The 18,816-nt window shown below is 50.3% G+C and carries 21 protein-coding genes; 16 read left to right on the plus strand and 5 right to left on the minus strand.

Going from position 1 to position 18,816, the window contains the following annotated elements:
- Nucleotides 1–25: 25 nt before the first annotated feature.
- A complete protein-coding gene (locus BLX24_RS04275) occupies nucleotides 26–334 on the minus strand; it encodes an isoamylase early set domain-containing protein (protein ID WP_071501866.1) in 309 nt (102 codons plus the stop codon).
- A gap of 144 nt (nucleotides 335–478) precedes the next feature.
- Entirely contained in the window at nucleotides 479–1,153 is a 675-nt protein-coding gene (gene pnuC, locus BLX24_RS04280; protein WP_071501867.1) for a nicotinamide riboside transporter PnuC, read from the minus strand.
- A gap of 116 nt (nucleotides 1,154–1,269) precedes the next feature.
- On the opposite strand from pnuC, the gene BLX24_RS04285 reads away from it, so the two are divergent.
- The 13 genes from BLX24_RS04285 to BLX24_RS04345 all read left to right on the plus strand — a co-directional run bounded on the left by BLX24_RS04285 (nucleotide 1,270) and on the right by BLX24_RS04345 (nucleotide 9,827).
- The gene (locus tag BLX24_RS04285) at nucleotides 1,270–2,469 is read left to right on the plus strand and encodes a Gfo/Idh/MocA family protein (protein ID WP_071501868.1); all 1,200 of its coding nucleotides are present in this window, start codon (nucleotides 1,270–1,272) and stop codon (nucleotides 2,467–2,469) included.
- 81 nt (nucleotides 2,470–2,550) lie between these two features.
- Nucleotides 2,551–2,766, plus strand: coding sequence for a type II toxin-antitoxin system VapB family antitoxin (gene vapB, locus BLX24_RS04290; RefSeq protein ID WP_071501869.1), 216 nt, complete (start codon nucleotides 2,551–2,553; stop codon nucleotides 2,764–2,766).
- Complete coding sequence (locus BLX24_RS04295) at nucleotides 2,766–3,161, plus strand: type II toxin-antitoxin system VapC family toxin (RefSeq protein WP_071501870.1); 396 nt, start codon at nucleotides 2,766–2,768, stop codon at nucleotides 3,159–3,161. The genes vapB and BLX24_RS04295 overlap by 1 nt, the downstream gene beginning before the upstream one ends.
- Nucleotides 3,162–3,182: 21 nt before the next feature.
- Nucleotides 3,183–3,668 carry a free L-methionine (R)-S-oxide reductase MsrC gene (msrC, locus tag BLX24_RS04300; RefSeq protein ID WP_071501871.1) on the plus strand — a complete coding sequence of 162 codons (486 nt, stop codon included), beginning with the start codon at nucleotides 3,183–3,185 and terminating at the stop codon, nucleotides 3,666–3,668.
- 53 nt (nucleotides 3,669–3,721) lie between these two features.
- Entirely contained in the window at nucleotides 3,722–3,991 is a 270-nt protein-coding gene (locus tag BLX24_RS04305; RefSeq protein ID WP_071501872.1) for a hypothetical protein, read from the plus strand.
- A gap of 135 nt (nucleotides 3,992–4,126) precedes the next feature.
- Nucleotides 4,127–4,429, plus strand: coding sequence for a type II toxin-antitoxin system VapC family toxin (locus tag BLX24_RS04310; RefSeq protein ID WP_071501873.1), 303 nt, complete (start codon nucleotides 4,127–4,129; stop codon nucleotides 4,427–4,429).
- A 16-nt stretch (nucleotides 4,430–4,445) separates the two neighbouring features.
- On the plus strand, nucleotides 4,446–4,919 hold the full coding sequence (locus BLX24_RS04315; protein WP_071501874.1) for a regulatory protein RecX: 474 nt from the start codon (nucleotides 4,446–4,448) through the stop codon (nucleotides 4,917–4,919).
- Nucleotides 4,920–4,999: 80 nt separating this feature from the next.
- On the plus strand, nucleotides 5,000–6,271 hold the full coding sequence (locus BLX24_RS04320) for an Ig-like domain-containing protein (protein WP_071501875.1): 1,272 nt from the start codon (nucleotides 5,000–5,002) through the stop codon (nucleotides 6,269–6,271).
- Between the two features lie 56 nt (nucleotides 6,272–6,327).
- Nucleotides 6,328–6,879 carry an RNA polymerase sigma factor gene (locus tag BLX24_RS04325; protein WP_071501876.1) on the plus strand — a complete coding sequence of 184 codons (552 nt, stop codon included), beginning with the start codon at nucleotides 6,328–6,330 and terminating at the stop codon, nucleotides 6,877–6,879.
- Nucleotides 6,866–8,341, plus strand: coding sequence for a BamA/TamA family outer membrane protein (locus BLX24_RS04330; RefSeq protein ID WP_071501877.1), 1,476 nt, complete (start codon nucleotides 6,866–6,868; stop codon nucleotides 8,339–8,341). The genes BLX24_RS04325 and BLX24_RS04330 overlap by 14 nt, the downstream gene beginning before the upstream one ends.
- A 90-nt stretch (nucleotides 8,342–8,431) precedes the next feature.
- Nucleotides 8,432–8,974, plus strand: coding sequence for a hypothetical protein (locus BLX24_RS04335; RefSeq protein ID WP_143092572.1), 543 nt, complete (start codon nucleotides 8,432–8,434; stop codon nucleotides 8,972–8,974).
- Between the two features lie 103 nt (nucleotides 8,975–9,077).
- Nucleotides 9,078–9,338: a hypothetical protein gene (locus BLX24_RS04340; protein ID WP_071501879.1), complete on the plus strand. Its 261-nt coding sequence runs from the start codon at nucleotides 9,078–9,080 to the stop codon at nucleotides 9,336–9,338.
- A gap of 108 nt (nucleotides 9,339–9,446) precedes the next feature.
- Nucleotides 9,447–9,827: a YybH family protein gene (locus BLX24_RS04345; protein WP_229201717.1), complete on the plus strand. Its 381-nt coding sequence runs from the start codon at nucleotides 9,447–9,449 to the stop codon at nucleotides 9,825–9,827.
- Between the two features lie 69 nt (nucleotides 9,828–9,896).
- Here the strand turns inward: BLX24_RS04345 and BLX24_RS04350 are convergent, their stop codons facing one another.
- On the minus strand, nucleotides 9,897–11,093 hold the full coding sequence (locus BLX24_RS04350) for an acyltransferase family protein (RefSeq protein WP_071501880.1): 1,197 nt from the start codon (nucleotides 11,091–11,093) through the stop codon (nucleotides 9,897–9,899).
- A 164-nt stretch (nucleotides 11,094–11,257) separates the two neighbouring features.
- On the opposite strand from BLX24_RS04350, the gene BLX24_RS04355 reads away from it, so the two are divergent.
- On the plus strand, nucleotides 11,258–11,671 hold the full coding sequence (locus BLX24_RS04355) for a MaoC family dehydratase (protein WP_071501881.1): 414 nt from the start codon (nucleotides 11,258–11,260) through the stop codon (nucleotides 11,669–11,671).
- An 80-nt stretch (nucleotides 11,672–11,751) separates the two neighbouring features.
- Here BLX24_RS04355 and BLX24_RS04360 read toward each other — a convergent pair whose 3' ends face one another.
- Together BLX24_RS04360 and BLX24_RS04365 are read right to left on the minus strand one after the other, a co-directional pair.
- Nucleotides 11,752–11,937, minus strand: a complete 186-nt coding sequence (locus BLX24_RS04360; RefSeq protein WP_071501882.1) for a BF3379 family histone-like protein — start codon at nucleotides 11,935–11,937, stop codon at nucleotides 11,752–11,754.
- A gap of 178 nt (nucleotides 11,938–12,115) precedes the next feature.
- The gene (locus tag BLX24_RS04365; protein WP_071501883.1) at nucleotides 12,116–13,384 is read right to left on the minus strand and encodes an aminotransferase class I/II-fold pyridoxal phosphate-dependent enzyme; all 1,269 of its coding nucleotides are present in this window, start codon (nucleotides 13,382–13,384) and stop codon (nucleotides 12,116–12,118) included.
- Nucleotides 13,385–13,717: 333 nt separating this feature from the next.
- On the opposite strand from BLX24_RS04365, the gene accC reads away from it, so the two are divergent.
- Both accC and BLX24_RS04375 read left to right on the plus strand, forming a co-directional pair.
- The gene (accC, locus tag BLX24_RS04370; protein WP_071501884.1) at nucleotides 13,718–15,214 is read left to right on the plus strand and encodes an acetyl-CoA carboxylase biotin carboxylase subunit; all 1,497 of its coding nucleotides are present in this window, start codon (nucleotides 13,718–13,720) and stop codon (nucleotides 15,212–15,214) included.
- Between the two features lie 641 nt (nucleotides 15,215–15,855).
- The gene (locus BLX24_RS04375; protein WP_071501885.1) at nucleotides 15,856–18,813 is read left to right on the plus strand and encodes a TonB-dependent receptor; all 2,958 of its coding nucleotides are present in this window, start codon (nucleotides 15,856–15,858) and stop codon (nucleotides 18,811–18,813) included.
- Nucleotides 18,814–18,816 lie beyond the last annotated feature (3 nt).

Raw genomic sequence — 18,816 nt, forward strand, 5'->3', positions numbered from 1 at the left:
AGGCTTTTCCCGTACTATTGTTCCATTACAGTACAACAACACAGTTATCCTCTGCCGATACGCCGCTGTTCACATATTTGTCGGCCGTATCGTCATTCAGCCATTGCTCACCATCGATCAGATACCGGAATTGGTATTCGCTGCCAACCGGTAACTCAACCGTCGTTTTGTACGAACCGTCTTTCTGTTTTTTCAACGGAGCCGCTTCTGCATTCCATTCGTTAAATTCACCTACAAGCGCTACCGACTTGGCGCCATTGATCGTCTCAGGCGTTACAGAGAAGGTAACTTTGCAAACAGGCTTGCTTTTTAAGAATTGCTTGGCTAGTGCCATACAGTTTAGTAAAGTTTGGTTCCAGAATCAAATTTATATAACAATAAATACAAAGCAATGTCAATCAATGGGTTGTAGATTGAAATTCTTTGTTTAGTCATATATTGTACCTGCTGATTAACAAAACCCCTGTAAAAAAGTCGATTATTGAGACGAATCGGTTACGAGGTCTTGCTGATACTCTTTTGTCCAGTGCCATGCGCCCTGCAAGGCAATCAGGCAAAAGATACCGTATTCAAATGCGACCAGTTTAACTCCTTTAACATAGTAGATATACGTCAGAATGATGTCGATCAGGAGCCATACATACCAGCACTCGACCTTCTTCTGAATCATCATGAAGGTTGCCACAATACTCATGGTTGTGGTAAATGAATCGAGGTACGGGAATGCGCTTGGTTTACTAAACAGGGCCGGAAACCAGGTGTTCAAATTCTGAGCGAACGACCCCAGTACCAGCGTTGCCACCACGCCGGCCAGCGACCATGTCAGGGTTTGCCGGGGCGTTAACCGAGTAATTTTCAGTTCCTGATTCAGATTCGCTTCGTTTGCCTTCGGGTGCGTCCAGCGCCACCAGCCCTGTAGGTTGGTTACGAAGAAAAAGACCTGCAGAAACATATCGGGGTAGAGCTGAATCTGGTAAAACAGGAAAAAGAACAAGGCAACGCTGATTGCCCCGATGGGCCAGCTCCAGACGTTAGCACGGGCCGACAGCCAGACGGCGACGGCTCCCGTGAGCGCCCCGAAAAACTCCAGGTAGCTCATCGGATACCCCCAAACGGTAAAGAAAATTGTGTTAATATCGAAAAAGTCAGGCATTGCTAGTAGGAAGTCTGCGCGGCTTGATTTTGACAGTACAGCAGGCCGCTCGTTTCGACTGCAAAAAACGGAAGAATACCCGAAAGGCCATGCGCAAACACTAAACCCTGTTCATTATGCAAAAAATAGCCATGCTCGGAGGCGGTTTCATCGGCCGCTTCTATGCCGAATCGCTGCACGGACAGCGGAGCCGCGACCGTGTGGTTGCCATATATGCCCGCCGCGAAGAAACTGCCCAAAAGTTTGCGGCCGATTACGGCTGCGACTTCTGGTCAACAGAAATGGAAGCCGTGATCGCAAACCCTGAGGTAACGATGGTCTGCATTGCGTTGCCCAACAACCTGCATGAACCGGCGGTCATGCTGTGTGCTAAGCACAAAAAGAATGTTGTCTGTACCAAGCCGCTGGGCCGGAATGCTGAAGAAGCCCTGCGCATGATGCGGGCTGTCGAAGAGGCTGGAATCTTTGGCGGCTACCTGGAAGATCTGTGTTATACCCCGAAATTTCTGAAGGCGCTCGAAAGTGTAAAGCGGGGGGCACTGGGCCGGATTTTATGGGCTAAATCCAGAGAAACTCATCCCGGGCCGCATTCCGACTGGTTCTGGGATAAGGAACAGGCCGGTGGTGGCTGCATGCTCGATTTAGGCTGTCACTGTGTGGAAATAGCCCGGAGTTTTATCGGGAAAGAGGTGAAGCCGGTTGAGGTAATGTGCTGGGCTGCTACGCAGGTAAAACCGATTGATGCCGAAGACCATGCCATTGCGCTGGTGAAATACGAAAACGGCGCCATCGGCCAGTTTGAGGTCAGCTGGACATTCAGGGGCGGCATGGATCTTCGGGATGAAGTAATGGGTACCGAAGGAACGATATGGATTAACAACTTCCTGCGGACAGGCTTTGAAATGTTTACAACGGGTGAAGGAGAGGGCGAAGACTACGTGGCCGAAAAAGCGGAATCCAATACGGGCTGGCTCTTTCCGGTGGGTGACGAAGTGAACGATCTGGGGTATAATCACATGTTTACCGACATGTTCAGTGCCTGCGAAGCGGGCCGCGAGCCGGTCGAAACGTTTTATGACGGCTATGTGGTGAATGCCATTCTGGATGCTGCCTACCGCTCAGCTACCTCAAAGCAGTGGGAGCCGGTGGCGTTACCGGTCTGGCGGGGGCAGGAGGGGCTTTCGGCACAAACGACGCTCACGGAATACGATGCCGATCACTACCTGATCAAAAAAGAAGTAACCCACGATGGTCGCCACAAAATTATTCTGAAAGAAAAGCAAAGCGGAAAAATTATTGAGCGCGATGTTAGCTAAGCCCGGGCCGGATGCGGGCCGAACTGGCTGCATCCGGCTTTTGTTGATTAATTTTGGCATTACTATAAAACGTTTACTATCATGCCAACAGAGAAATTAATTTTGGCTCAGCTGCATTGTTTACCTGAGCATTTAAAACTTGAGGTATTGCACTACATCGCTTTTCTGCAGAAAGAAGTGGCGCAGAAAGACCAACCTGCCGAAATAAGAAAGCGGAGATTTGGCAGTGCAGAAAACAAATATAAACTGACCGCAGATTTTGATGCGCCGTTAGATGACTTTAAGGAGTATATGTGATGCAATACTTAATAGACACACATACGTTCTTATGGTTCGTCGCAAAATCAGATGAGCTAAGTACAACTGCACGTGATTTGCTTGAAAGTGACCATAATGAAATCTTTTTGAGTATTGCCAGTCTTTGGGAAATATCGATCAAGAACTCGCTGGGTAAATTAGCCATTGAAGGAGGATACGAAACGGTAATCGATGATGTTATAGAAAATGACATAACTATTTTGCCGGTTAACTTTGCACATACCGTTTTACAAAACAAACTGCCTCTATTTCATAGAGACCCTTTTGATCGGATCATTGTCTCTCAGTCGATTGTAGAAGGATTTAATATAATTAGCCGGGATTTATTACACGACCCTTATCTGGAAGAACAAACGGTATACCGTATCTGGTAGCCTGTTGACTCATTTTACACAATGGCAGAAACACTCATCATACCGCAAACCACCAGCCGGGCTGAAGTATATGCATCCCTGGTGCCGCAGATTGACGCGCTCATCAGTGGCGAAACTGACCTGACGGCGAATCTCGCCAATATTGCCGCCGCACTGAAAGAAGCATTCGGCTTTTTCTGGGTTGGGTTTTATGTAAAAAAAGAAAACCAGCTGGTACTGGGGCCCTTTCAGGGACCGATTGCCTGCACCCGTATCCGGTTCGATAAAGGTGTGTGCGGCGCTGCCTACACACGGCAGGAAACGATTCTGGTGCCCGACGTGGAACAGTTTCCGGGGCATATTGCCTGTAGCTCGGCATCGAAATCAGAGGTAGTCGTGCCTGTTTTTGATCGGTCAGGAGCCGTTGCCATGGTGCTGGACGTTGACAGTGATCAGCTGGATGACTTTACGCAGGATGACGTTCACGGGCTGGAGCAAATCGCCCGGCTGATTACCGGATTGTTGTAAATTCTGGCGCTGACTTAATCAGAAAAGTGTTATATTCATGAAAAAGCCGATCTATGGAGGCAATTCGGAAAGTTGTTAAACGCCAGGGAAATATAATTACAGTAGAGTTGCCGGCTAGCTTTGTTGCAGAGTTAGTTGAGCTCATCGTATTACCGGTAGAAGCTGAAGACCAGGGTGAAAGAAACAAAGATCAGAGTCAGGGAGCGCTTTTGACGGATCTGCAACAGCACTTACTGAGTTGGCCTGTTATGTCCGATGAAGAATATAAACTTTATCAGGAAAAACAACAAGGGTTTGAATTATGGTCAAGGCAATCGGCCTAAGCAAACATAACTAGAATGTCAATATCTGTCACCGAAGGACATGCCCAAATGGTCCATATACCGGTAGAAACGATACTTATAGATACCGATATTCCCATTAAACACTGTAGAGCGCTTGACAAGAAATAGACAAGGTTGTTTATCTTAGCAGGTCGTTATCAATTTGCTATTTTGGCAATAACAGTCTTCGAGTTAACAAAAGGAGAGGGTTTGTCTGCTGAAAGGCAATTTTGGCAGGCTTTTTTTAGCCAGATCCAAAGACTTTCGTTTGATAAAGAGGCTGCAGAAATAGCTGCTCAGGATTTGTTGTTGTTAAGAAAAGAAGGCAAGGAGCTAGGGAATAAGTTTAATGATCTTTTCATTGCTGCAACGGCTAAACGGCATAACCTGCGTCTGGCAACAGATAATTTGAAAGATTTTAGCCGTTACCTGATCTGAGTCTTGTAAATCACGAATGACCGACCAACACAAGGATGCACTGCGCAAGGCCGCTTCGTTTTGCGCCTATCAGGAACGAACCCAGCAGGAAGTCCGCGAGCGGCTGGCCGATTGGGGCGTTTGGGGGGATGATGCCGAAGCCGTTATTGCTGACCTGATTGAACAGAACTACCTGAACGAAGAGCGGTTTGCTAAAACATTTGCCGGCGGGAAGTTCCGCGTCAAAAACTGGGGGAAGCGTAAAATCAAGCAACATCTTCAGCAGCGTGGCATTACCGGATACAATCTGGAACAGGCCATGAAGGAAATTGAACCGGCTGATTACCGGCAAACGTTGCGGACTCTGCTGGATAAAAAACGCCAGAGCCTGCGCGACGACAGCCCCCTCATCATTAAGCAGAAACTAGTTCGGTTTGCCCTCAGCCGTGGTTACGAATCGGACCTGATCTGGAGCGTGCTGGGCGAAGAAGGCGGGCAGGAGGATGAATGACGGCAAATTGTTTGTTCTCGTGCAACCCTTTTTGCCGGTCTGTTGTCTCTACAGCTATAGACCAGGATGATAATGTACGGATGAAGCGGCTAACCAACTATGTATACTGGCTTAATGTGGGGTTAATTGGGTTGGCTTCCTGTGACCGGGTGAGCATTGACCTGATGCCGGCTGCTGACCCCATCTCAGAAGATAATCAGTTTGTAGCCCTGGTTGATCAGCAGTTGGCTATTGATCTAAAAAAAATCCCCGGCCTCACCACAACCACTACCTTCCGGATACAGAAACAGCCGGATTGGGGCGATGCCCGCTTTACGGCTCAGGGGCTGCTGGTCTACACCCCAAAATCTGAATTTGTTGCCGGTGACGATGAAGTGGTCCTGACGGCTGATCAGCAGACGGGTGCCGGCGTTATCTCCTCGCTGCCTTTGCTGATAACAATGGCGACTGCCGACGATCCGTTGCCTTGTCAGCTTGGCGCCGTGTCTGATAAAGCAGAGACGGTGATGGGCACGGCTGTCTCATTGTCGGTACTCCAGAATGATGTATTTTGCCAGGGGACGGTAGATGCCGCTTCACTGACTATTGAATCGCTGCCTGAAAACGGTACAGTTCAGCCAGGTAGCAATGGTACCGTATTGTATACCCCCAAGGCAGGTTATAAAGGCCGAGACTCGTTTATCTACAAAGTGTGTAACACGGGTACACCGGAAAAAAACTGCTCAGTTGCGGCGGTCACGGTAACAGTTATCGATCCTGCTCAAGCCTGCTCCATATCGCTTGAAGACAACGTAGTGGTTTTTAAGCCTGTTTTTGCAGGCGATTCCATCCGGATTCCGGTCTTGGCAAACGATATATTGTGCCGGAGTAATAAAGCCATTCCCATCAGTTTGGCACTGCCTCCTGTTTTTGGTTCGGCCTATATTAACAAAAATAATGTCATTGTTTATAAAGCCCGTGTCGCTGCCGGATCCGATGAACTGACCTATCGCCGCTGTGACGGTGCGTGCCTGGATGCAGTGGTTGTTATTCAGAGCCGGCCCCCGATGGTAAACTGTACAATGACGGCCGCCAGTGATTCACGGACAATTACGCTTGCAAATCTGTCGGAAGAAATACGTACGAACGGTATCTATTTATCCATTCTGGCCAATGACACGGTCTGTAACTTGCTTAAATCAATTACCATAAAGGAGAATCCCTCAAATCTGAAACTGGAGGTACAGCGGGACGGTAGTTTGCTGTACCGGATGGACACAACGCCCAAAACCGGGACCTTTAGTTTTGTGTATGAGCTGACCGATGTAAACGATAATAAGGCGTCGGCAGAAATGAAAATAATTGTAAAGTAAGTACGATTGAGGGGGCGGTACGTGAAAGTTTCACGATTTCTGCGTCCTTTGTGATTATGACAGAACAGGAGTTGTTACGCGGGTGTCAGCAAAAAGATCCACGTGCTCAAACCGCTTTATATGAGCGGTATAGGGCACGGTTGATGGGTCTTTGCCGGCGGTATGCACGTAACCTCCCTGAAGCCGAAGATATGTTTCAGGAAGGCTTTACCCGCATCTTTCAGCAACTCCACACGCTCGAACAGGCCGATAAATTTTTACACTGGATGAAACGGGTGATGGTCAATACCGCCATTAATCTGTACCACAAAAATCAGAAACAGGGTAGCGAAACAGATTACGAAGCTGCCTGGGATTATGGGTCTCAGGAGCATATGGATATACTGGCCCGTATTTCAACCGACGAATTGCTGTTATTGATTGAAGAGCTTCCCGACGGCTACCGGCTGGTATTTAACCTCTATGTGATTGATGGATATACGCATCCCGAAATCGGGGAGATGCTGAGTATCTCAGAAGGAACATCGAAATCGCAGCTGGCGAGGGCCAAACTGGTATTGCAGAAGAAACTGAAATTACGCGGCATTGTAAAATATGAGAACTCCTGACCAAACCGATCCGTGGGAAGACGAGTTCCGGAAACGGTTTGAGCATTTTAACGCTGAACCACCGGCAGATGCATTGGCCCGTATTCTGATGCAGGCAAATGCTCCTGTACCCCCGCCGCCAACCGGCCGGCGTTGGTGGAAATATGGTACCATGGCGCTTATCGGCTTATTACTGAGCGTAACCGGATACCTGGCTCTGGATAAACAGGATGCACCGGTCGTAACGCAAATCAGGCCCGGTAACGGCGAATACGCAGAAACGGTTGTCGTTGCCGGAAAAAAGAAGGGCCGGACACTGACTGCTTCGGCAAGGCAAAACAGGAATGCTACGGAAAAGGAGGGACGGCAGTCAATTACGGATAAAGCACCTGAGAGCGCAGCCTTGAGTACTGTAGAGACTGACGCTGATTCGCCGGAGGCAGAGCATACGGTCAGGAATGGCAAACGGTCAGCGGTTGCCGGCTACAAACCGGCTACCAATCCCCGGACGTCTTTGCCAGGATCAAGTGCCGTAGCGGGATCACCCGTTACGGCTACAGCGGGCAGGAAAGAGAATATTCTTGATCATCAGCTGGTTACCAGAAAATACCGCGCTGGTAAACGGCATAGTGGTCCAGACCGTAACAACACGTTGCCGGTGACAGCAGCGGCGGACTTTACCGATCAAAGGCCCTTCTTACCAGACAACGCGCGCTCACCGATAGAAGCGATAGCCTGGCGTAATCCGGCAGTAGCCGTGACGATGCTGTCTGGAAAAGGGTTTCAGATAAGCAAGCGGATGGTACAGTTGCCCCGCCTTCAGGCTTCCGTTTCAGCAGAGCCTGCTCAATCAAAACCGCGTCAGCGACCGGTCTGGTTTGTGTCGTTCATGCCTTGGTATACATTCCGGCAGATCAGCCCGAATACCACCGATGATGTATATATCCGTCAGATCAAAACGGACAACGGTTTATCGGGCGACCGGGTGGGCTGGCGGATGCAGGCCGGCGGCGAATGGCGTCTGACCAACCGGGTGAGTCTGCGGCTTGGGCTTAATTACGGACAATTCCGGCAAACGGTGCAGTACAGTGTCGGAGCCGCTAAACCCGATTCGGTTACAGTCAGTCTGATTGATGACCGGACCCTGCAACTGACGCCGGTAAGCCGCGATATAGTTAAAACGCAGACTACTAACTGGCAGTATGCCGGTATCAGCGCCGATGCCGTCTGGCACCTGGGGGCTGGTAAACACTGGACGTATTATGCCACAACGGGAGCGTCGGTAGGCGGTTATATTGGCCCGATCCGCCGGTTTTCGGGGTTTTATCAGGGCTCATTCGGCGTTGAGCGGCCATTGACCAACTCATTATGGCTACGGGTGGAACCAACCGTACAATACGGCTGGAACGCAGTTTCGGATCACAAGAGTCTGTTTCTGATCCGCCCCTATATGTACGGACTGAACGTGAGTTTACGCTACTGAGCGCCGGACCGTTCCCTCATTATCACAAACTTCCGCATTTTCTGGCTGTTAGTCTAATAAACAAGTAAAACTATAGACAAACCAGCTAATATGAAAAAGCTAGTAGTAGTAGGAGCCATGCTGGTAGCCGGCCTGACCCTCAGCGCACAGGCGCAAACAACCAATCCGACGCAGCAAGGAACGACCAACCCGACACAGCAAGGAACGACCAATCCGACGCAGCAAGGAACAACCAACCCGACACAGCAAGGAACGTCGACAACGACGGGGACATATAACAATAACACAGGGAGCAACACACAAACCGGGGCACAGGTACCAACTGTAAACCCGCCGGTGGGTACGATGCAGACCAACCCGCAGAACGGTACCATCCAGACCAACCCGCAGAATAGCAACACAGGTAATTACAACACGCAGGGGACATCGCAAACGGGTACGACAGGAAACACAACCTATCCGACCCAGCAGGACCGCACGATGCAGCAAGGCAGAACGCGTGACCGTAACCTGAACCGTTCGACGGATCGTACGACCAATCAGATGGATTCAACGCGGCCAACACGCCGGGAAATGAACCGTCAGGACCGCCGCTCGCGCCAGAATCAGATGCGCCGGGATTCGCTGCGGTAGACCATTGTCAGACAGCTAAATGTGAACGCGGAGTTTACCGTCAGCATGTTTTCGGCATTAGCCGGAACGGCAACCGGTAAACTCCTTTTTATTTCTAAACGACATGAAAACCAGCACCATTTGTCTACTTCTGTTGAGCATCGGCCTGGCATGGCCGGTAGCCGCCCAAAACCAGTCGCCGGTTATGCAGGAGTCTACCTCAACAACCCAAAAGCGGGGTATGAACCAGACTAAAAAACAAAGCCAGCGCGAAGCCTTGCGCAAACAGCAGGCACTGAAAGATACGCCGATGACGAAACCACGCCCGTTGCGGCCGGATTCGTTACGCCGTGGCGGTGCTACGCGCGTAGATACGCTCCGGTAAGCGGCAAAATGTGTATCTTGACGAGCGAACCTAACTGCGCTGTCAATCATGATTAAAAAAGCATTTTTATGCCTGACGCTGGCTTTCCTGGGGGGCTGCGGCCAGGTGATGGCCCAATCGGCTGCCGACCGGAAAGCAATTCTGGGTATCCTGAGCCGTCAGGAGGGCGACTGGAACGCCGGCCGGGTCGAGTCATTCATGAAAGGGTACTGGCCCTCTGATTCGCTGACGTTTATCGGCAAGGTAGGCGTTACGAAAGGGTATCAGGCAACGCTGGAGAACTACAAAAAACGGTACCCGAACCGGGCGTCGATGGGTACGCTGAAGTTCTCGATCCTGAAGCTTGAATTCTTGGCGCCCGACGCAGCCTATGTCATTGGCCGATGGCACCTGACCCGGCCCGAAGTGGGTGATGCAGGCGGGCACTTCACGCTGCTTTGGCGCAAAATCAAAGGCGAATGGCTGATTGTGAGCGACCATTCAAGTTAAAGAGGGAAAGAGCGATAGGGTGAAAGAGCGGCCTGAAATCACTCTATCGCTCTTTCATTCTTTCGCTCTTTAGACTTGTTTCGGTTCTTTTGGGGTCAGGCGGTCGCGGAGATTGGTCATGGGCTTTTCGTAGAAACGGTAAAGCAGGGTAGACAGCAGGATGGTCAAGGCCCAGAATAAGCCGATTTTTCCATATCCGACGGCAAGAGATGTGGTGGGTATTCGTTCGATGACCTGGGCCATAAGCGGCGACAGGTTGAGCAGGTACATCGAGTATGAAATCAGGCTGATGTGCGTGACTGCACCCGCAAGCCAGCCGTGGCTCGTGCGCCAGTTGTCCATGCGTGGTAGCAGCAGCATGGTGCTCAGCCCAATGGCCGTGAAATAAAATGAACGCTTATAGAACACATAGGCAGGATAAACACCAGTGCTCACATAATACTTTAAAATGAAAATGGAGGCGGTGAATGCCAGAAAAATCGTTATCGTAAGACCCAGCCAAAAACCGGTTTTACGGGCCAGCGGGCTTTGCCAGAGCGGCAGATGATATTGCTTGATATAGGCCGCCAGTACGCCATACGAAATTGCATCAAGCCGCGTCAGTACAATTCCCCGGTATCCTAACTCTCCTTCACTGATCGGAATACGGATCGCCTGGATAAGACGTAACGCATTGGTTCCCAGAATTACGGTCAGAATCACGGCCAGCACCACATACCGGCGTGGCCACGATTTTGGCGCTACCAGATGCCATACCAGCAGGAGGGTTGGTAAGATCAGGTACGACCATTCTTCGATGGCCAGACTCCACGTTTCGGGGAAAAAATCAGGTACGTAACTGGAAAAGTTCTGTAGAAAAACAAAGTATTTCGCCAGCGTCCATTTACCGGGCAAAGTATGATGAAGGCCACTACGCCATGCCCTGAACAGATTAATCAGAATCAGTCCGATGAGTACAAAATAGTAGGCGGGCAGGGTCCGGAACCAGCGCCGTGTCCAGAAGTTAAGAATCAGCGGGACGCTCATGGTCTGTTGTTTTTCGTAGATCCGGATCAGGATACCGCCAATCAGAAAGCCGCTGAGTACAAAGAACAGTTCAACCCCATCGGGCAGAAACTGATGAACAAGATTGCTGGTATGAAAGCGCCCGAGGGCAATCGCTGAGTGGGCATCGACTACGATAGTGATCGCAATGGCCCGAAGCAAGTCTAATCCGAAAACCCGGTTGTGTGCGTCAGAACCTAATGAAAATATATCTTTGAGCATAGAGCTGAGAATCTCAGTAAAACGGAAACGGATTGCAAATCTACAGTCCTTTTTGGCATCCGGGAAAGGAAAATAGCTTGTGGTCAGTTAATCCGGCTATGATGTAAAAAAATGGTGGAGATGGTGTACTTTCACGCTTTATTGAACAATTTCTGTTTTTCAGCATGACACCCGAATTTGGTTTAAACGCTGTTCACCGCTATGCGTTCCGCTTTACGCAGGCTGACGTCGACGATTTTGCCCGTGTTACCGGCGATAATAATCCCTTGCATTTAGATCCTGCGTTTGCTGCGCAAACACCGTTTAAGCGCCCGATTATTCACGGTATGCTGGGCGCAAGCGTATTTACGAAAGTACTCGGTACGGAGTTTCCCGGCTACGGGTCGGTCTACATCGGACAGACGTTCCAGTTTCTGCGCCCGATGTTTGTCGACACCGATTATGAAGTGACATTTACGGTTCAGTCTATCAACCCCGACAAGCATATTGCCGAGATTCTGGGTGAAGTCCGCGATGTACAGACGGGCAAGGTAACCACCAAAGGGGTTGCCACACTGATGCACAAAGAGAAGATCTGATACCTGATAAAAACCGGAAAAGCCCGTCTTACACGTATGTAGGACGGGCTTTCTCGTTGATGAAGTTACTATCGCTATAATTAGCTGGCAGTACCATCATTTTTTTTCTCCTGAATTTCGGCACGGATTTCCTGTGCCAGGTTTTTAAGGTCCTGCATTCCCTTACGAACACGGGTACCAGCTGCCTGATTGTTCTTATCATAGAACTTTTCGAAGTCAGCTTCTAAAGACATAATCAGGTTTTTTACTTCATCAAATCGTGCCATAACAGAACGGATGAGGTTTTTTTGTGTGAAAAAACTGCTTAAATCCGCTAAAAACGCGGTTTTGGGCGAAATTTAAGCATTCTTAAACACAGCGCAATAGTTTACCCAAAAAAATATCCAAAAAGTACAACTTTTATAAGTGCTTCTTATTCAATGGCTATTTTTAGGGCAGTTTCGCCTATTCTTCAACCTCAATAGCCACTTTCTGGCGGTAAATCCCGTTTTTGAGCCGCTCCGCAATTTCGCTGAAACAGTTGAGGGTATATTCTACATCTTCGAGGGTATGCGAGGCCGTTGGAATAATCCGCAGCATGATCACATCTTTCGGTACAACCGGATAAACAACGATTGAACAGAAAATACCCATATTTTCGCGCAGGTCGCGTACAAGCGCCGTTGCTTCCGGAATACCGCCTTCATTCTGCAGCAACACCGGCGTAACCGGTGACGTAGTATCGCCGATATGGAAGCCGCGTGAGCGCAGACCCGTTTGCAGGGCATTGACGTTTTCCCACAATTTGGCGCGCAGCTCCGGTTGTGTTTTGATCAGTTCAAGGCGTTTCATCGCACCGGCTACATACGGCATTGGCAGGGCCTTTGCATAGGTCTGCGAGCGCATGTTATACTTGAGGTACATGATGATATCATGATCGGCAGCGATAAAGGCACCGATCGCCGCCATCGACTTCGCAAACGTAGAGAAATACAGGTCAATTCCGTCCTGGCAGTTCAGCATTTCGCCGACACCCGCCCCGGTCTCACCCATTGTTCCGAAGCCGTGCGCATCATCAACGAGCAGGCGGAAGTTGTATTTTTCTTTCAGAGCAACAATTTTGTCCAGGCTACCTACTTTCCCCGACATACCAAACACCCCCTCGGTAATCACCAGGATGGCGCCACCTTTTTCGGCGGCTTTGCGGGTAGCACGCTGGAGATTTTTCTCCAGGCTTTCCATGTCGTTATGGTTGAATTTATAGTATTCGCCCATTTTCGCCTTATGCAGACGGATTCCGTCGATCAGACAGGCATGACACTCGGCGTCGTAGACGATCACGTCGCGGTGATCAACAACCGCTTCAATGGCCGACATCACGCCCTGGTAACCGTAGTTGAGCAGAAAGGCGTCTTCTTTTCCCACAAACTGAGCCAGTTGCTGCTCCAGTTCTTCGTGCAGATCCGAGTTACCGGACATCATGCGGGCACCCATCGGATAGGCCAGTCCCCACCGGGCGGAAGCCTCTGCATCGGCCTGGCGGACTTCGGGATGATTGGCCAGCCCGAGATAGTTATTCAGACTCCAGTTCAGCATCTTACGACCCTGAAATGTCATGTGTGGTCCCAGCTCGCCTTCCAATTTAGGGAAAGCAAAATAATGGTGGCCTTTTAGTTGTTTCGACGATGACCCGATCGGGCCCAGATTCGTGCGCAGTTTCTCAAATAAATCCACTTTTTATAGCTGTTTAGCGGGTTAGACGCTTAATTATTAGGTGAATACGGTGTCAGATATAGAAATAAATGCAAAAATACGCTAAATGTTAACAACAGCCAACATAAATGACGTTTTGGTTACCCGGCGGGACCGGCCAAAATAATGGTTCCGATGGTTGCTGAACCGAAACACAGAAACAATTCAGCAACTCAGAAACAACGCAGAACCATCAGGATCCCGGAACGGATAAAATTCCCGTCTATAATAAATTACCGGATTTTTCCGCGCTTTCGTACGGTAACTCTTCTGCTCTTTTTACATTTGCGCTTATACAAGACTCTTAACGGCCAGATGACTACAATAAAAAAACTACTCGTTGCCAACCGTGGCGAAATTGCCCTGCGGGTGATGCGGACCTGTCGGGAGATGGGTATCAAAACAGTGGCAATTTACTCGGAAGCAGATCGGAATGCATTGCATGTACGCTATGCCGATGAGGCAGTCTGTGTTGGACCGGCGGCCTCGGCGGAGTCATATCTGAAAGGCGATGTCATCATCGATGTATGCAAACGACTGGGTGTCGATGCGATTCATCCCGGATACGGTTTCTTGTCGGAAAATGCCCGCTTCTCGCAGATGGTGAAGGATGCCGGCCTTATTTTCGTCGGACCGTCGCCGGAGAGCATTGAGGTCATGGGTAGTAAGCTGGCCGCAAAAGCCGCCGTAGCTACGTACAATATTCCGATGGTGCCGGGTACGCCCTCGGCCATTGCTGACCGCGAAGAAGCAAAAGTCATTTCAGCTAAAATCGGCTATCCGGTCCTGATTAAAGCCAGTGCCGGTGGTGGCGGGAAAGGCATGCGGGTGGTCGAAAATGAAGCCGAGTTCGACGAGCAGATGGACCGGGCGGTGAGCGAGGCCTTGTCGGCATTCGGCGACGGGTCGGTGTTTATCGAAAAATACGTAACCTCACCGCGGCACATTGAAATTCAGATACTGGGCGATCAGCATGGCAATATCATTCATTTATTCGAACGGGAATGTTCCGTGCAGCGCCGTCACCAGAAAGTGGTCGAAGAGGCTCCATCGGCCATTCTGACGCCCGAAATCCGCGCTGAGATGGGCCGTTGTGCCGTTGATGTAGCAAGAGCATGTGGTTACTACGGCGCCGGTACCGTTGAATTTATCGTCGACGATCAGCTCAATTTCTACTTCCTCGAAATGAATACCCGCTTGCAGGTAGAGCATCCGGTAACGGAACAGATTACCGGCATCGACCTCGTGAAGCAAATGATTTACATTGCCGAGGGCAAACCACTGACCATTCAGCAGGACGACCTGCAGATTAAAGGCCATGCCGTGGAGGTGCGGGTATATGCCGAAGATCCGGCCAATAACTTCCTGCCCGACGTTGGCACGCTCGAAACCTATGTACGTCCGCAAGGAAACGGCGTTCGGGTGGACGACGGCTTTGAACAAGGTATGGAAATTCCGATCTATTACGACCCGATGATCGCCAAGCTGATTACCTACGGGGCCGACCGCGAAGAGGCGATTCAGAAAATGATCCGGGCCATTGACGAATACCAGATTACCGGTTTGCAGACTACGCTGCCTTTCTGCCGGTTTGTGATGGAGCATGATGCGTTCCGTTCGGCAAACTTTGACACCCGCTTTGTCAGCCTGTATTTCTCGCCTGATGTACTGAAGCCTGTAGTTGATCAGGATGAAGAAGAGCTGGCCGCCGTGTTAGGCGCTTTCCTGCTCGATACGCAGAAGCCGGCACAAGAGGCCACCGCTACCACCACGCAGCCGCGCAGCCGCTGGAAAGAAAAGCGCCTGTCCTGACCGTAAAGGTATAGCGAAAGGGGGATGCATGATTCGTGCATCCCCCTTTTTGTTTTTATGCTAAGGTGCTATAAAACAACTTATTGTGTGCTTTGGTGTACTTAAAGTTGACAACCATAAATAATAGTAAAACAAAAGAAATATGATTTAACCTATATATAATTTAAATGCTTTAATTTTATTTTAATTTATGTGTATAAGACGGCATAATATTTTGGTTTTTGTGTTGACAGCGATACTATAGTTGGTATATTTGAGAAGGTGCAACAAAATAATGCTTCCGGTCACAGCCGCAAATGATCTTCAGGAAGCACCCGTAAAACATCGTTCAGACAAGCGGTTATACGTGGAGTATAGCTGAGCGTCTGACCTGATCTCTTGAACCTTTATTGTTTTACCGGAAGCCGTCAGTACGGCTCTCAGGAAAGCTATTGCCTGTTCATTAATAACATTCATAAACAAACGCTATACGATGACCTACCACGCTGCCAGACGCCTGTTTAAGGCGAAGCCTCCGCTTTAATCCTTTCTGTTTTACCGGTTTCTGTTTCGGTCAGGTACGCCGCTGTACGCTGAACAGGATTGCTATTGCCTTTAAAACCATCTGTTTAACCAGTACATATAACCTGTTTTCTACTAGTATGATAAAACGATTACAACCTCTACTCCATGTGCTTGCCATGGTTGCTGCGTTTTGTGCGTTAAGCCTGCTGGCTCCCTCAACGGTTCTGGCACAGACAAAGCGTGTTACCGGTAAAGTGGTAACCAGTATCAATGCAGAGCCTATCCAGGGGGTAAATATCCTGGTAAAAGGAAATTCGCGGAAAGGGGCTATTACCAATAACCTCGGTGAGTTTGCCCTGGATGCCAGTCCGGAAGATATACTGGTTATCAGCTTCATCGGTTTTAAATCAAAAGAAATAAAGGTAGGTGCCAACACGGCAATCAATGTCTCGCTGGATGATGATGTAAGTCAGCTGAGCGAGCTGGTGGTGACAGGTACCCGTAATGTGGGCCGGACAACGCTGGAAACACCGGTGCCGGTCGATGTGATTTCAATTAAGGAAATGATGGGGACCCTGCCGCAGATGGACCTTGCCCAGATGCTGGCTTATGTAGCGCCAAGTTTCAATGCGGTCCGGTCGCAAGGAGGGGATCTCGACTCGCATGTTGACCCGGTGCAGCTGCGGAACATGGCTCCCAACCAGATTCTGGTGCTGGTCAACGGCAAACGCCGGCATACATCGGCTTTGTTGATTACGGGCACCGCCGTGGGGAGCCCTTCGTCGTCGGTCGACCTGATGACCATTCCGGCGGCGGCCATCGACCGGGTTGAAATCCTGCGCGATGGTGCGGCAGCCCAGTATGGTTCGGATGCGGTGGCCGGTGTGGTTAACATTATCCTCAAGAAGGGCACCAACCAACTGACCGGTAACCTGACCGGCGGGGGCTATCTCAACTCCGGCGGCAATGCCGGCGGGCTGACTAAATCCGGCAAGCCGGACGGCTTTAACTATCAGTTTGATGCTAACTACGGCTTCAAAATCGGTGATAAAGGCTATTTGAACCTGTCGGGTCAGGTCACACAACGCCGTCCGACGCTTCGGCCGTTTGTCAATGACTGGCAGATCTACGATGCGACGTATCTGAACAACATGCGTACCGATAAATCCGGGAAGCCGGTGATTACCAATCCTGAACTCATCAATGCTCTGGCGGCCGGGAATACTACGCTGGCAACTTCCCTGAAAACCGAAGCCGGTTTGTTGAGTGCGCGGGGGCTGACACCGGCTGATTTTGCCGTGTATGCCGGTATGCCGGCCATTACCATGGGTAGCACGTTCTATAATGCCGGTTACGAAATCAATCCGAATACCACGCTGTATGCCTTCGGCGGCGCGTCATACAAATACCTGAAAGGCTTCTCGTGTTACTACCGCCGTCCGTCGCAGACTGACCGCTTCAACTATCTGCTCTATCCAAACGGTTTCCGGCCGCAAATGACATCCAATACGTCGGATGTGTCCAACACGGTCGGTATACGCAGCAAAATCGGCGAGTTCAGTGTCGATTTCAGCAATACGTTTGGCCGGAACGCGATGCGCATCGGTATGGTAAATACCATGAACGCGTCTTATGGATCCAATTCGCCGGTAAACATGTATCTGGGCACACACCAGTTTACCCAGAACTCGACCAACCTCGATTTCTCGCGTTATTTCAAAGGCATCATGAAGGGGCTGAACGTCGCGTTCGGTGCCGAAATGCGGATGGAAAACTACAAGATTATGAAGGGGCAGGACGAAAGCTATACCTATGGCGATGCCGGTACGCTGACGGTAACAAAAGCCGGGCTGCTGGTCGGGCCGGATGGAAAACCCTTGCAGAATGCGGCCAGTGTACCTATTCTTGACCCAAGCGGTAATCCGGTATCGGTCTATGCCGGTCAGCAGGTGGTTGTGAAGTCACTGTCGTCAAACTGCCAGTGCTTTGCCGGTTTCGGGCCCAAAAACGAACGGAACGAATACCGGACCACCATGGGCGCCTATCTGGACGCTGAACTGGAAATGACCAAAAAGCTGCTCGTTACCGGTGCCGTGCGTCTGGAAAACTATTCGGATTTCGGCGCCGTATCAATCGGGAAGCTGGCTGCCCGTTACTCACTGGCCAGCAACCTAACGCTTCGTGGCTCTATTGCCTCCGGTTTCCGGGCGCCGTCGCTTCAGGAAATGAACTATACCCATACGGCAACGGCATTTGTGCCGGATGCGAACGGGGTACCACAGCCGCTGGACGTAACGACCTATCCGACCAACAGTACCGCCGCCCGGGTACTGGGTATTAAGAATTTGCAGCAGGAAAACTCGCGTACGTACGGGCTGGGGATGACCTATCAGCCAATGCACGGCTTTGAGGTGACGGTAGATGCGTACCAGATTGATGTGCGGAACCGGATTTTCCGGACCAGCTACTTCAACGCCTCGGAAGTCGGCAACAACTACAACGAAGTAATCGGCGGTGGCGAGGCTCAGTTCTTTGTCAACGGCGCCAATGTACGTTCGCGGGGACTTGAAGTAGTGGGCAACTATACTCACGCCATGTCCGGCAAGCGGAGTCTGACGTTCAGCCTGGCCGCGATCCTCAGTAAAAACACCATCCTGACGCGCAAAACACTGAACCTGAACGTGGCAAACCTGACGCCGGACCAGGTGGTTGAAAAATACCTGAGCCGCGATGTGATCGGTCAGTTCGAGACCGGAACACCGCGTCAGAAGCTGATCGGGTCGGTTATGTACCGCTTCAGCAAGTTTGATGTCATGCTGCGGGGCACCTACTTCGGGTCGGTAACCGAGCGCTCGGTATCGGCGGATGAAAAAGGAAGTTATTACGATCAGACATTTAAAGCGCAGACCGTATTTGACCTGAGCGTTGGCTATAACGTGTCGCGTTCGCTGAAACTGTCCGTGGGTGGCAGCAACATTTTCGATAAATACCCTGAGCTGCTGCGTTCGGAAAACCGTGGCTTCTACCTCTACTCGAACAATCAGCAGGGGTCAAACGGTGCTTACTATTATGGCCGTCTTTCATTCAATCTTTAATCT

The sequence above is a fragment of the Arsenicibacter rosenii genome, from assembly GCF_001870735.1.
Taxonomy (GTDB): domain Bacteria; phylum Bacteroidota; class Bacteroidia; order Cytophagales; family Spirosomataceae; genus Arsenicibacter; species Arsenicibacter rosenii.

Bases quoted from the DNA above. Each gene is read 5' to 3' on its own strand.
- BLX24_RS04275 (WP_071501866.1), bottom strand. From the start codon at position 334: ATGGCACTAGCCAAGCAATTCTTAAAAAGCAAGCCTGTTTGCAAAGTT.
- pnuC (WP_071501867.1), bottom strand. From the start codon at position 1,153: ATGCCTGACTTTTTCGATATTAACACAATTTTCTTTACCGTTTGGGGG.
- BLX24_RS04285 (WP_071501868.1), top strand. From the start codon at position 1,270: ATGCAAAAAATAGCCATGCTCGGAGGCGGTTTCATCGGCCGCTTCTAT.
- vapB (WP_071501869.1), top strand. From the start codon at position 2,551: ATGCCAACAGAGAAATTAATTTTGGCTCAGCTGCATTGTTTACCTGAG.
- BLX24_RS04295 (WP_071501870.1), top strand. From the start codon at position 2,766: ATGCAATACTTAATAGACACACATACGTTCTTATGGTTCGTCGCAAAA.
- msrC (WP_071501871.1), top strand. From the start codon at position 3,183: ATGGCAGAAACACTCATCATACCGCAAACCACCAGCCGGGCTGAAGTA.
- BLX24_RS04305 (WP_071501872.1), top strand. From the start codon at position 3,722: ATGGAGGCAATTCGGAAAGTTGTTAAACGCCAGGGAAATATAATTACA.
- BLX24_RS04315 (WP_071501874.1), top strand. From the start codon at position 4,446: ATGACCGACCAACACAAGGATGCACTGCGCAAGGCCGCTTCGTTTTGC.
- BLX24_RS04320 (WP_071501875.1), top strand. From the start codon at position 5,000: ATGAAGCGGCTAACCAACTATGTATACTGGCTTAATGTGGGGTTAATT.
- BLX24_RS04325 (WP_071501876.1), top strand. From the start codon at position 6,328: ATGACAGAACAGGAGTTGTTACGCGGGTGTCAGCAAAAAGATCCACGT.
- BLX24_RS04330 (WP_071501877.1), top strand. From the start codon at position 6,866: ATGAGAACTCCTGACCAAACCGATCCGTGGGAAGACGAGTTCCGGAAA.
- BLX24_RS04335 (WP_143092572.1), top strand. From the start codon at position 8,432: ATGAAAAAGCTAGTAGTAGTAGGAGCCATGCTGGTAGCCGGCCTGACC.
- BLX24_RS04340 (WP_071501879.1), top strand. From the start codon at position 9,078: ATGAAAACCAGCACCATTTGTCTACTTCTGTTGAGCATCGGCCTGGCA.
- BLX24_RS04345 (WP_229201717.1), top strand. From the start codon at position 9,447: ATGGCCCAATCGGCTGCCGACCGGAAAGCAATTCTGGGTATCCTGAGC.
- BLX24_RS04350 (WP_071501880.1), bottom strand. From the start codon at position 11,093: ATGCTCAAAGATATATTTTCATTAGGTTCTGACGCACACAACCGGGTT.
- BLX24_RS04355 (WP_071501881.1), top strand. From the start codon at position 11,258: ATGACACCCGAATTTGGTTTAAACGCTGTTCACCGCTATGCGTTCCGC.
- BLX24_RS04360 (WP_071501882.1), bottom strand. From the start codon at position 11,937: ATGGCACGATTTGATGAAGTAAAAAACCTGATTATGTCTTTAGAAGCT.
- accC (WP_071501884.1), top strand. From the start codon at position 13,718: ATGACTACAATAAAAAAACTACTCGTTGCCAACCGTGGCGAAATTGCC.
- BLX24_RS04375 (WP_071501885.1), top strand. From the start codon at position 15,856: ATGATAAAACGATTACAACCTCTACTCCATGTGCTTGCCATGGTTGCT.